Source organism: Pedobacter frigoris (assembly GCF_005116445.1).
Classification (GTDB): domain Bacteria; phylum Bacteroidota; class Bacteroidia; order Sphingobacteriales; family Sphingobacteriaceae; genus Pedobacter; species Pedobacter frigoris.
In genome coordinates, this window is sequence record NZ_SWBQ01000002.1 from 1 (window position 1) to 14,623 (window position 14,623).

The following is a 14,623-nucleotide window of genomic DNA, read 5'->3' on the forward strand; positions in this document are numbered from 1 at the left end:
GCTCCGCTGTTGATCACACTGCTGCCTGAAACGCTTGCCGTCCAGCTCACATTGCTCAATGTAGCAGGGACAACATCACTGATCACCAGGTTAGCCGCATTGCTCAAACCGGTATTGCTCGCCTCGATCACATAACTGATCTCTGAACCCGCAACAGCACTGGCAGGACCGGTTTTGCTCAGCACGATGACTGGCTTCTGGGTCACATCGGTTTCTGCAGGCGGGGTCACCACTGGCGGGTTGCCAGGTTCTGAAGGGCTTGCTTTTGCCGTGTTGCTCAGCTTGCCTGCAAACGATGGATTAACCGTACCTTTTACCGTGATGGTCACTTTATTGCCAGCTCCCGCAGGCAGGTTCACATCCAGCAAAACGGTGTTGCCACTGCCTGTTGCGCCGCTGTTGATACTGCCAGCACCGGAACTCACTGCAGTCCAGCTTACATTGCTCAGCTGAACTGGAACATCATCACTGATCACCAGGTTCGCAGCATTGCTCAACCCCGTATTGCTCGCCTCGATCACATAACTGATCTCTGAACCTGCAATAGCAGTAGCAGGTCCAACCTTGGTCAAGACAACATTAGATTTTTGATCAACTATAGTCTCCACCGGAGGTGTGGTCACTGGCGGATTGCCTGGCTCAGCTGGTGTAGCCGTAGCAGTGTTATTAATTATTCCTGCAAAAGCCGGATCAATTGTGCCTTTAACTGTAATGATTATTTTATTACCAGGGCAGCTTGCGATATCTGCGGTAATGTTAATTGTATTACCTGTGCCTGTAGCACCTGTTTTCACAACAGCTGAACCGATCACGCTTGTTGTCCAGCTTACATTACTTAAATGTGTTGATACATTATCTGTAATCAGCAAATCTTTGGCATTACTCAAGCAGCCATTAGTTACTTCTATGGTATAAGTGATCTCGGATCCGGCAATTGCTTTCTCAGGACCAGTTTTGGTAATTGCAATAGCAGGATGTAATTCTACCTGGGTCACTACCGGAGATGTTACCACAGGTGGATTGCCTGCTTCAGAAGGTGTGGCTGTAGCGATATTATTTATGTTACCGCCAAATGATGCATTGATTTTTCCAGTGATAAAAATCTGGATTTTATTTGCAGCTCCTGCAGGAATACGTCCTACCAGGCTCACATTGTTACCGGTTCCGGTAGCACCAGAAATAACCACTCCTGTACCTTCTGTATTTGTTGTCCAGCTTACGTTGGTCAATGCCGCTGGTACCACATCTGATATCGCCAGGTTATTCGCATTACTCAAACCAGTGTTACTCACTTCAATCATGTAACTGATTGTTGTGCCTGCGGTTGCTGTTGCAGGACCTGATTTTGTGATCGCGATCACCGGTCTCTGATCAACCTGTGTCTGGACAGCCGGAGAGGTTACCGGCGGATTACCCGGTTCGGATGGGGTCGCTTTCGCAGTATTACTCAACGTTCCCACGAATGAAGGATCTATAGTTCCCGTCACGGTAATCCTGATCTTATTATCAGCTCCCGCCGGGATGTTCCCAACCAGGCTAACACCATTTCCGTTACCGCTGGATGCACCAACTATAGTACTTGTTCCGCTGACAGTAGCCTGCCAGCTTACATTTGTTATGTTAACAGGCACATCATCAGCAATAGCAAGATTAGCTGCATTGCTGAACCCTGTGTTATTTACTTCAATCACATAGCTAATAGTAGCACCCGCAACGGCTGTTGAAGGGCCTGTTTTTGCAACTGTAATCACAGGATGCTGCGTCACAACAGTTTCAACAGGAGGCGTTACCACCTCTACCCCACCAGGTTCTCCAGGTAATACCTTAGCTATATTACTTAGTGTTCCCGCAAACGCAGGGTCAATTGTTCCCTGAACATTAACCACCAATGAATTTGGCAGTCCTGCTGGAATGGTAGCTGTGATGCTCAAACTATTACCAGATCCAGTAGCACCATTTGTCACCAGAACAGCTCCCGAAGCAATAGTACTCCAGGTCACATCTTTCAGACCTGCTGGTATCGCATCCGTGATTACCGCAGCTGTTGCCGTACTTGGACCTGTATTTGAAACATTGATCTGATAGGTAAGTTGCTGACCCGCAGTTGCGGTAGCAGCACCACTCTTGGTGATTTTTAAAGCTGTAAGTTTAGCCACCGTGGTAGTTACCGCAGAGGTTAATGGTGTTTTGCCAGCCTCTGAAGGTGTCAGGGTTGCTGAATTGATCAGATTACCGGTAAATAATGGATCTACCGTACCAGTCACGGTAACGGCAATAGTTCCACCTACTGGTACATTAGCAGACAGATTTACATTATTACCAGTTCCGGTAGCTCCTGTATTTATAACTGCACCTCCGCTTAAAGCAGTTGTCCAGCTTACATTTTTGATATCTGAAGGAACCACATCTGACAATGATGCAGAAGTAGCATTTGACGGCCCTGAATTGCCAATATTTAAAGTATAGGTAATTATTTCTCCCGCATTGGCCGATGCAGGTCCATTTTTACTTAAAGTCAAACCTGAATTCTGAACCACTGTAGTAACTACAGGGTCTGAAGGAACTTCAGGGTTACCTGGTTCTGTCGGAGTTACTTTTGCTGTATTGGTAATATTTCCGGTAGCTGCATTGGCAGGTACACGGGCTGTTATTGTAACCAGGACTTTTCCAGGTCCGGCAGGAAGATCTGCAACAACAGCTACATTATTTGAAGCACCTGTTGCACCCGATTTAATTACAGCTCCCGAAGCCGCAGTGGCTGTCCAGGTAACATCAGTAAGCGGAGCGGGAACCACATCAGATATGGCTGCGTTTAAAGCATTACCCGGGCCTGAATTGGTCACCTCAAGCAGGTATGTAAATGTTTTTCCTGCGTCTGCTGTTGAAGGACCCGATTTTACAATTGAAATTCCAGATTTGTTGGTTACTACTGTAGTCACATTTCCTGATCCCACCGGTGGATTACCAGGCTCTGCAGGTTCTACTGAAGCACTATTCACAAGGTTGCCTGTAAAACCTGCATCGATAGTTCCATTAACAGTTATTGTTACTTCATTGCCAGCTCCGGCAGGGAAATCAGCAACTACATTTATTGTCGAACCACTGCCTGATGCTCCTGAAGTAATATTGGCAAGGCCTGTTTTAGTGGCAATCCAGCTTACATTATTAATTCCAGCGGGTACATTATCTTTGATGACCGCCTGATTTGCATTACTTGGTCCTGCGTTGGCTACTTTAATGGTATACGTAATTCCCGTACCTGACAATGCTTGTGAAGGGCCAGATTTAATCACACTAAATCCAGATTTTGAAACTACTGAGGTAGTCACTGTACTGGTGTTATTAGCCGCATTAAAATCAGTCTCTCCGGCAGGCATAACTACTGATGCAGTATTGACGATGTTGCCGGACGGTGCCGAAGGATTAATTGTTCCGGTAACATTGAAAAGAATATAATTGCCGACACCCGCAGTAATATCTGCAGTAGTCTGAATGGTATTGGTATTTCCGCTCAATGCAGCAACACTTGCAGACCCAAAGGCCTTGGCTGTCCAGCTTACGTTTTGAACCGCAGCAGGTATGATGTCATTGATGGCCAGTCCGACAGTGTTAACAGGACCTGCATTGGAAACTTTGACTGTATAGTTGACTGGTTCGCCGGCCATAATGGTCTGAGGACCTGTTTTTTCAACAATAATGTCTGTTGAGGTATTCACAGCGGTAACTACAGAACTTTCTCTTACTCCATTAGCCACCACGCTTACTGTATTTGTAAATGTTGGATGCGCTGAGGTACTGACCCTACCATTAATGGTAATGGTGATCATCGTCAACGGATCGCCCGCAGGGATATCTCCTGTCAGACTGATCGCACTGCTTGTTCCGCTTGTAGTTCCGTTTAAGGCATTATTTAATACGGCACCGTTTTGTGCAACTGCAGTCCAGCTGATCACTTCGACGTCTGCAGGTACATTATCTGTAATCTGAGCATTTGTGATGTTACCGCTTCCGCCATTTGCTACAACAATTTTGTAAGTAATAGGATCTCCGATATTGATGGTCGCTGGCCCACTTTTCGACACTCTGAGTACAGGGTCATTATTCACTACAGTAGAAACACTGCTGGTGTTTGATGAGGTCTCAGGATCTGTAACAGGACTTCCAACCGGGAAGTTCGCAGTAGCGGTATTCGTAAAGTTAATCATGTTAAGGGTTGCAGGATTAACTGTCCCTGTTACGGTAATATTGATTACGCCTGTTCCCGACGGAATGCTCCCTGTCAGATTTATATTACCTGAACCAGAAGGTGCACTAACCGTCGCTCCGTTTGCAACTGTTGCTGTCCAGGTAGGTGTTAAAATTTGTGAAGGTATTATATCGGCAATGACTACTCCAGGAGCGTTACTTGGTCCATCATTTACTATTCTTAAAGTATAAGAAATGGTTTCACCGGCACCGATATTTGCCGGGCCTGATTTAACAATCCTTACATTGGCTACTCTCGTGGTCTGAGTGGTAACTGTACTTGTGGCTGGTGTAGGATCTGTCACACCCGCTTCCGGTGTTGCTGTAGCGGTATTTATCAATGTCGCCGCAGTATAATCCGGAGATAAGGTACCATTTACCACAATGGTCAAAATACCCGTACCCGCAGGAAGTCCTGCAGACATATTGATGTTACCTGCACCACTTGAAGCTCCCGGCAATGTCGCGCCACCCTGTACTGAGGCAGTCCAGGTTGGGTTAAGAATGCCTGCCGGAATGTTATCTACAACGGTGACATTTTCAGCATCACTTGGGCCATTATTATTGACCTGAATTGTATAAGTTATAGCAGATCCCGCTACAGCAGTAGCCGGGCCTGATTTATTAATTTGTATATCAGCACGTTTACTGATTTGTGTAGTTGTAGTATTGGAATTAACAGGTGGATTACCTGCTTCAGCAGGTGTTGCCACTGCCGTATTTACCAGCTGCGTACCTGCAAACTTAGGATTAACTTTTCCTGTAATGGTTACCGTAACCTTATTGGCTACACCCGCAGGCAGATCGACACTAAGGTTGACAGCATTACCAGTACCGCTTACTCCCGATAACATGGTCGCTCCTCCTTGTACTGCTGTGCTCCAGTTTGCATTTGTGATGCCTGCAGGAATTGCATCAGTAATTACCAATCCCTTGGCATTACTAGGACCATTATTGGTTACAACTAAAGTATAGGTGATATTTTCTCCGGCAAAAAGAGTTGCGGGAGCAGATTTTTGGACTAATATACCGACTTGCTGATCAAGAGTAGTTGTCACAGTATTTGAATTTACCGGAGCGATACCTGGTTCAGACGGTGTGGCAATAGCACTGTTCGAAAACGAACCTGTACCCGACGCCGCCGGCACAGTACCGGTAATGTTGATTACAATTGTATTTGCAGCACCGGCAGGGATATCTCCGCTAACCGTTACAGTATTGCCTGTTCCTGCTGCCCCTGTCAGCACTGCTGCTGTTCCTGTTTTAGTTGCTGACCAGGTTACATTGGTTAGAATCGCAGGAACTGCATCGCTAATTGCTAATGTTTTCGCATCAGAAGGTCCATTATTTGTAGCCGTTAAAGTATAAGTAACAATCTGGCCTGCCGAAATGGAAGCAGGGCCTGTTTTAACCAGACTAATTGCTGGTGTATTTTTAATGGTAGTAGCTACGGTTGATGTGTTTGGAGTGGTACCAGGTTCTGCAGGGGTAACGGTAGCAGAATTGGATAACGTACCTGTCGCTGATGCTAGCACAGTACCTGTAATGGTAACAGTTACTGAATTTCCGACACCCGCAGGGACATTCGCCTTAAGCGAAATAGTATTTCCTGTACCAGTTGCGGCATCGGTAACCAACGCCGAACCCGTAACAACGCTTGTCCAGCTTACATTGCTAATATTTGCGGGAACAGCATCCTGAAGGGTTGCTCCGTCAGCATTTGCAGTACCAGTATTTTTAATGATTAATGTATAAGAAATCTGTTCACCAGCAGATATGCTGCCGGGTCCGCTTTTCTGAACCGTCAATACCGGAGTCTTGCTTACTGTGGTCGTACTGGCTGCAGTTTTAGGAGTAGCCCCTGGTTCAGCAGGAGTAGCTGTTACGGAGTTGGTGAAACTTCCGTTGAATGAAGGATTAACAGTTCCGCTGACGGTTATTGTAATTTTATTTGAGGTACCTGCAGGTAAATCTCCTGTAATATTAATGGCATTGCCAGTTCCGCTTAACGGAGCATTTACAACTGCTGCTCCAGCCACGCTGGCAGTCCAGGTAACATTGGAAATTTGTACCGGCACGTTGTCAGCAATAGCAAGTGCTTTGGCATCAGAAGTACTTAAATTTGTGGCTTCAATGGTATAGCTGATCTGCTGACCGGCTATAAGTGATGCAGGACCTGCTTTTGTGAGTTGTATCACCGGAATTCTGCTCACAGTTGTGGTTGCTGTAGAAGTTACCGGAGTTGTTCCGGCTTCTGAAGGTGTTGCTTTAACTGTATTACTCAATACCCCGCTAAATGAAGGGTCGATTGTACCAGTTACGACAATTGAAATTTTATTGCTGGCCCCGGCCGGAATATTTCCAGTTAACGCAAGTGTATTTCCACCTCCATTAATGCCGGTAGTAACCGCCGCTACTCCTACTACAGAAGTAGACCAGCTTACATTATTGATTCCTGCAGGAACGATATCCTGAATACTGATATCAATTGCATCTGAAGTACTCGCATTTGTAACGTCAATAGTATATGTGATCTGCTGGCCCGAATTGATTGCAGCAGGTGCATTTTTTTGAACAACAAGTACCGGTTTTCTGGCAACCTGTGTGGTTGCGGTTGCAGTTTGCGGCGTTGTTCCAGGTTCAGCCGGAGTAGCTGTTGCTGTATTTTCTAAAGCCCCGCTGAATGATGCACTGACCGTTCCGGTAACTGTAATTGTTATTTTATTGTTAACCCCCGTTGGAAGATCCCCGGTGATGCTGATTGTATTGCCAGTACCATTGGCTGTTCCGGTAACCGCCGCTTGTCCGGCCGCACTGGCTACCCAAATGACATTGCTGATCTGAGCAGGTATATTGTCTGTTATGGTCAGAGCTTTTGCATCTGCAAAGCTTGTATTGGTAGCCTCAATAGTATAAGTGATCGGCTGTCCGGCGGTCAATGTTCCTGGAGCTGTTTTGGCAATTGCAACCACAGGAGTACGCGTCACAGTAGTTTCTACAGTTGAGCTGGAAGGTAAACTTCCTGCCTCCGAAGGTGATGCAGTGGCCGTATTTGTCAAATCCCCACTAAATCCGGCACTTATAGTACCATTGATTGTAACATTAACCACATTTGCAGCTCCGGTTGGAATATTAGCATTCAGGTTAATGGAATTACCAGAACCATTTGAAGCACCATTGATTACTGCGCCACCGGTTACAGTTGCAGACCAGTTTACATTTTTAATCTCAGGTGGAACAAGGTCATTGATAATTGTATTCTTTGCATCACTTAATCCATTATTTGTAATTTTTAACGTATAACTGATAGGTTTACCTGCTTCACCTGAAGAAGGCCCATTTTTTAACATGGCTAAACCGGTTACACTCGAAATGTTGGTAGTAACAGTATTTGAATTGACCTCAGGCACACCTGGCTCCGTTGCTGCTGCTTTTGCAGTATTGTCGAAGCTTCCCGTAGCTGAAGGAAGTACAGTACCGGTAATATCGATAACGATAGTATTTCCAGCTCCTGCTGGTATCGAGCCTGTAAGATTTACATTATTTCCTGTGCCCGTGCCTGCTCCTACAAAAGAAGCTGTTCCGGTTTTAGCCGCAACCCAACTTACATTACTTACCTGGGCTGGAATCGCATCTGTAATTAATGTTCCAATCGCATCACCTGCGCTGGTATTACTTACTGTGATTTTATAGCTGATGGCCTGTCCTGCAATTACGTTAGCCGGACCATTTTTCACTACAGTCAATTGTGGCTTCCTGGTCACAGGTGAGGTAACGGTAGAAGTAGCTCCATCCGGATCGGGCTGGTTTGGTGAGGTAACAGTTGCTGTATTGTTCAAGGTCCCGGCATAATCTGCACGCACCTTACCTGTCGCGGTAATCGTCACTGTATTTCCTGCTCCGGAGGCAATATTAGCAACAACGTTTACATTATTTCCCGATGAGGTATTTTGAACGATTGAAGCAGTTCCCGCTGCATTTGCATTGATAGCTGAAACAAGAATTTCAGCTGGTACCGCATCAGCAATAGCCAATGCGATTGCATTACTTGGACCTGCATTGGTTACTATTATCTGATAAGTGATGTTTTGTCCGGCAACAAAAGGCCCTGGCGTGATCACTGATTTCACCACTTTAATATCAGCAGCACTGATATAGTTAATGGTAACTTCGTCAGTCGATGCTCCACACGGCCCATTGGTAATGGTCCATATTAAAATTGCTGAAGAATTGGCAGCTATCGTAACCGTTGTATTTGGATTGGTCGGGTCAGCTATAACCGCCGTACCACTTCCAGGTTTTACCGTCCAGGTCCCATTTCCTATGGCTGGCGAATTCCCCTGCATCGTAAAAATCCCGGAGTTGTTTTGAGTAATATCAGATCCTGCATTTGCAGTTGTAGGAGTAGCGTAATTTGTTAAAGTCACAAAGTCTACAGAAGGTGCACAAGCACCACTGCTAATTGTCCATGATAAAACAGCAGACTGCCCCTGAGGGACATTTACCGTAGAGGTAGCTGAGCCAGGATTATTAATTGTAGCTAAACCAGAGACCAAAGCCCATGCACCAGTACCAACAGCTGGTGTATTTGCTGCCATCGTAAATAAGTTCTGCACACATTGGTTAATATCAGGTCCTGCTGCTGCGACACTTGGGGTTTTACTGACTGTTATGGTAATTACATTGCTGGTAGAACTACATGTACCCGAACTTACGTTTCGCCTATATTGTGTGGTTACGGTTACAGCAGGAGGATCAAAGTCTTTTCCTGAAGCTCCGGCAACCGTAGTCCAGGTTGTTCCATTGTTAATACTCTGTTCCCAGATGTAGGTATAAGTTCCGCTCCCGCCTAAAGGCGTTGATCCTGTGATGACAGCCGCATCTCCGCTTTCACAGAAAGCTGTAACAGCAGGAGCAGATAGTGAGTTGCCAGTAATTGCGGGATTCACCGTTACCGTAACTGCCGGACTAAATACTGGGCCACAGCCTACTCCAACCGAGCTCACTGCTCTTCTGTAATAAGTAGTCTGAGTTATTGCAGGTGCATCATACGTTGCCGCTGTAGCTCCATTGATGTCTGTGAAATTTGCATTATCTGTGCTGATTTGCCATTGATAAGTATAAGTTGCAGTTCCTCCCGACGGAGCAGTAAGTTGTGTAAACAACACTGGATCTCCGTTCACACAGAAAGTCTGACCGGCACCAATCGTACCGGCGGTCAATACAGGATTAACTGTAAAAGTAACTGTATTACTATTCAGTGGAACAGTACATGAACCTGAACTTACTTTTCGCAGGTAATAAGTAGTTTGTGTAATCACTGGTGGATCATAAGTAGCACCGGTGGCACCATTGACGTCAGTAAAAGTCACGTTATCGGTACTAATTTGCCATTGATAGGTATAATTTGCACCGTCTCCTCCTGTCGGAACTGTTCCGTTAATTACTCCCGGATCACCAGTAACACAAAATACAGTGTTAGCTGGGGCTGTGATGGTATTATTAGCCAAAACAGGTTGGATTGTGACTTTAATTACATTACTGTTTTGACTACCGCAGGCAGATCCTGCAGAGCTTACAACCCTTCTGTAATAAGTAGTTGCTGTAATGGCAGGCGCATCATAAGTTGCGCTCGTAGCACCTCCAATATTATTGAAAGTAATGTTATCAACGCTGCTTTGCCATTGGTAGGTATATGTACCATTAGCCCCCGTAGGAGCTGTAGTTTCTGTAAACGCCGCAGGATCTCCAGTTACACAAAACGTCTGATCAGCACCAACCGTTCCTGGTGTTAGCGCGGGATTAACAGTAACAGTAATGACATTACTAATTACCGGACCACACCCACCTCCTACTGAACTGACCAATCTGCGATAATAGGTTGTCTGAGTAATCACTGCAGGATCATCATAAGTTACTGATGTTCCGTTAAGCGTGATATTAGCGAAACCCGCCGAATTACTTGTAACTGATTTCTGCCATTGATAAGTATAAGTACCTGAACCTCCGGACGGGGCTGTTGTCTGTGTAAATGCAGCTGGATTTCCGCTTACGCAGAATATCTGATCTGCTGCCACAACTCCAGGAGTCAGTGTAGGCAAGACATTTACGACAATACTCGAAAGTGGACTTTCACAACTACCATTGGTCTGACTCACATAATAAGTAGTACTTCCCGCAGTTGTAGTAACCGGAACTGGCGCATTAGGACTTCCAATTCCACCTATAGATCGATACCAAATTAAAGTATTTCCGGCATTAGGGGCAACCACAAGTGCGGTGGCCGTAGCTCCCTGACAATAAACAACAGGGCTGCTTACGGTAGGCGGAGACGGAACGTTATTTAATATGTTAGATGATGTATTGTTGTTTCTATTGGCGATAACCTCAATATCTGCCGAGAGATTATTCTGGTACTGTACTTGCGCAGCATCAACATAAGAATTCACCGCAGCGGGTACCGTTACCTTATACGTAATCGTTGAAGGCAACACTGTCCCAGACGCAAGTGTTCCCGTGCCATTTGCCGTATAAGTATATGTAATTACCCCTGAAGCAGTAGCCGATGTTCTGGTCCAACCTGTATAATCGCTTGCGGCTTGGGTAAATGTATAAGTCGTAGGTAAGGATTTGGTAACTACTATTTTATTAGCTCCTGCGGCATAAGTTGCATTCAACGACCCAACATTAGCAACATTTAATGTAAATGTATTGCCATTAGTTTTATCTAAACAGGAATTATTAACAGACTTATTAACAATTAAATCTACGTTTTCAGCAAACACCGGAGTATTTACCACCGATGTATTATTGTCCAAATCCTGATCCTGAATATCTGTGGGATTGATCTTAGTGGTATTTGTCAGTGTATTACCTACAGGTATACCGGATAGGGTTCCCGTAACTGTAATTTTCCCGACTGTATTAGCCCCCAGATTCAGCTTACCTGTAAACTGGTTGGTAGCTGAAGTAGAAGGAAGTACCGTACCGGCCGCGAAGCCTGAATTCGAGATGCTGTTTATCGTAAACATACTCGGTGTAATCAGCGTACCATTCCCATCAGTAAGTACATCAGAAAAATCGATGTTACTTAATGGCGCATCAGTGTCATTGATAACATCAATGCTGTAGCTAATCTGATTTTGGCTTCCCGTTCCTGGTATAGAGCGCAGAAAATCCTTATTAGCTTGTTTAACTACCCTGACATTTCCAGGAGTAGTTACCAATAAATTTCTAATCTCATGATAATTGATTGCACCGCCACTGGAGGCTGCGAAACCAAGTTTCATATTTGTTGGAGGAATATCCTGAGTAGTATAGCTGATCAGTTGAGTAAAAGCCCCGTTCGGAGTTTTAGTCCACCTTACAACAACATTATATAGACCCGTTCCGGTTGGTTTGATCTCTATTTGCACCCTTCTGTAAAACTGGGCATCAGTCGGACGAGTTTCATTAAATGGGATGGTATTGTAATCGAGCTCATTTCTTAGGCGAATATCACCTGTCGTACCAGTTCTGTCTCCCAGTTTTGCACCAGCTAAAAGCCGGTTGGTTGGTTGTATACCACCCACTACAGCTGTAGTTTTATTAGTTGTGGTTGGTCCTCTTAAAATAACCGCATTAGGCACTTCATTTGCATTATTCGCATCTTTGGGATCGTATCTCCCTATTCTTCCCTCGTTGTTATTTCCATAGTTACCAAATGCATCCAAACCAATTCCAACGTAACCTCCAGCTAAACCGTCAGGAATACCTGCCGTAGTATTAGGAGCATATCCCAGCGACCCCCCATAGCCACCTAAAGCAAAGGTAGCATTGGCATCAAACAAGAATATACCAATACCATCCCCTCCATTATAATCACTGTTAGTATTGGCCGCATTCCGCCACATTTTATACTCAAAATCGATCAACACTCCCAGTGTAGAAGGGAAGGATTTATTGATATAAGCATAGCCCCGCTGACTGGTAGAAGAACTTGTCAACCTCAGCCATCCTGCGTTTACCGGATCTACGTTTCCTGAAGTCAGGTATGCCGTTCCTTGAGCACCTCCGGGTCCGCCTACAATGATGTTGGAAGACACACTTCCCTTGAAATTTTCAGTAATTGTAAACTGAGCTGAGGTTTGCTGAACTACTGCAAATAGCAATAAAAACAAGCAGAATACGTTCCTAACCCGATTTAAAAAATCAATTGAGTTAAAGATATAGAAATTGCGTGCGCGTAGAGATCTTACCATAGGAGCAGATAATAATTTTAGATAGGCGTGAAAAAAGTAGGTCCCTTTATTTAATTAAAGTTATAAACATTTTGATATTTATCAACATTTTTTGTCCGTTTTGACAAATTAAATTTTGAGAACATCGTGACGTTTGCCCTATAATCAAAAAAAGAACCATAAAATATGGTTCTTTTCAAAATCTATTCCACAAAGGGTTTTAATTATTTACTGCTGGTTAAAGTGGTTTACCTTATGATTACACCACAGGCGGGATTTAAGCTTGCCTATTTAATTCCACATTTTGGGAATCAGAGACAACAAACTATTTGATTTCAGCCTTAGGCTCCCTTGGACCGCGTTTATAAATCACAAGACCATTTAAAAAGTTGCGTAATATTTGATCTTTGCATGGTTTATAGTTGGGATGTTCATCATTTCTGAACATATCGCCAAGCTCACTTTTGGTTACCTTAAAGTTAACCAGGGCTAAAATCTTAATGATCTCTTCATTGTTAAGTTCAAGCGCTACACGCAGTTTCTTTAAAATGTCATTGTTACTCATATTACATTGCAATTTCTATTTTTACCTTTTTATTTTTTATACGTTCATTAGTAAGTGCAGAAAGCACTTTTCCCACCATTTTACGCTTTATTGCTACATATGAAGTCTGATCTTTTACTTCAATCAAACCCACATCTTCTTTTTGCAAGCCACCTTTTTTCAACAAGAGCCCCACAATATCGATTTTATTGATTTTATCTTTTTTACCTGCGGCAATATATAAAGTTTGCCATTCGCTATCTTTTGGCAATGCAAATTTACCTTTTAAACTTTCAGTCTCTATATTTTGCTTTAGAAAAGGGTATTTTTCATCTTCAGCTATGACAAGATAAGCCGTCCCTTTCGCGTTCATCCTCGCGGTTCGTCCGTTTCTATGTAAAAACGCATCCTCAGTATAAGGCAACTGATAATGAATGATGCATTCTACCTCAGGTATGTCAAGTCCACGGGCAGCAAGATCTGTCGTAATTAATATTTTAATGCTTCCATTTCTAAACTTCAACAATGCTCGCTCTCTTTCGTCCTGTTCCATTCCCCCGTGAAATATATCATGAGCCAGATCTTTATCAATTAGCAGATCGCTGATTCTATCCACTGTTTCTCTATGGTTACAAAAGATCAGCGTCCGTTGGTCTCCTATTTTGCATATCAGTTGGAACAAAGTATCCAGCTTATCCGCCGCAGTTGTTTCCACCTTTTTAAGTTTAAGATCAGGGGCAACTTTTACATCTTTCAAAAAGTCAATCTCCACGGGCTGATTAACTTTCGTGAAGTCAGGAATCTCTTCCATTGCAGTGGCAGAAGTAAGTATTCTTTGATTAAGAGAAAGCAATTTCCCTATGATATAAGACATATCTTCCTGAAATCCAAACTCCAGTGCCTTATCGAATTCATCAAGAACCAATGTTGTGATTCCTGATTCATCAAAATTTTCATGCCTCAAATGATAAGCAATTCTTCCTGGTGTACCGATAAGTAAAGCAGGTGGTTGCTCAAAATTATTACGTTCCGTCCGCACGGGATGTCCTCCATAGCAACAATTTACTTTAAAGCCGGTACCCATTTGTTTGAATACCTGCTCAATTTGTAAAGCCAGTTCACGTGATGGAACCAGAATTAAAGCTTGAACACCTTTTAAATCTGACTTTAGCTTAGTCAGCACCGGAATTAAAAATGCGAGTGTCTTACCAGACCCCGTAGGTGCCAGTAAAACCAGATCATTACCTTTTTTGGCAGATGCAAGCGCAGCGGTTTGCATGTCATTTAAAGAAGCAATCTTCAGTTTTTCCAGTATCTTATCTACCATCATGGTGTCAAAGATAACTGGATATATTAGAACTTCAGGTATTTCTTACGTAAGTGCTTCATGGAGTTGTATAAGCGTACATCTAAACTCATCAACATATGCCCTCTTTCTGAAATCCAGGTGGTCATTTTATGATTCGCATCCTTTAACGGCGCATAAACCTGCTCTTCCAATACATCATTATACTTGTTTGCAACCCTACTTTGCTGTAACAAATAAAACTCATTGATCAATTCTGCTTTCATAATGATTATATTTAGGTAATAAATACTCGTACTATACATTTAA

Annotated in this window: 4 protein-coding genes; all 4 read right to left on the bottom strand. The window is 43.8% G+C overall.

Annotation, left to right across the window (positions count from 1 at the left end; translation table 11 throughout):
• On the bottom strand, positions 1-12,485 hold a 12,485-nt coding region (locus FA047_RS06415; RefSeq protein WP_136835176.1), incomplete at its 3' end, for a DUF7927 domain-containing protein.
• Positions 12,486-12,789: 304 nt separating this feature from the next.
• Complete coding sequence (locus FA047_RS06420; RefSeq protein ID WP_136835177.1) at positions 12,790-13,029, bottom strand: DUF1456 family protein; 240 nt, start codon at positions 13,027-13,029, stop codon at positions 12,790-12,792.
• Position 13,030: 1 nt separating this feature from the next.
• Entirely contained in the window at positions 13,031-14,338 is a 1,308-nt protein-coding gene (locus FA047_RS06425) for a DEAD/DEAH box helicase (protein ID WP_136835178.1), read from the bottom strand.
• Between the two features lie 23 nt (positions 14,339-14,361).
• Complete coding sequence (locus tag FA047_RS06430; RefSeq protein ID WP_136835179.1) at positions 14,362-14,580, bottom strand: hypothetical protein; 219 nt, start codon at positions 14,578-14,580, stop codon at positions 14,362-14,364.
• Positions 14,581-14,623 lie beyond the last annotated feature (43 nt).

Excerpts from the sequence above, each read along its gene's own strand:
- FA047_RS06420 (WP_136835177.1), bottom strand. The coding sequence starts at position 13,029 with ATGAGTAACAATGACATTTTAAAGAAACTGCGTGTAGCGCTTGAACTT.
- FA047_RS06430 (WP_136835179.1), bottom strand. The coding sequence starts at position 14,580 with ATGAAAGCAGAATTGATCAATGAGTTTTATTTGTTACAGCAAAGTAGG.
- FA047_RS06425 (WP_136835178.1), bottom strand. The coding sequence starts at position 14,338 with ATGATGGTAGATAAGATACTGGAAAAACTGAAGATTGCTTCTTTAAAT.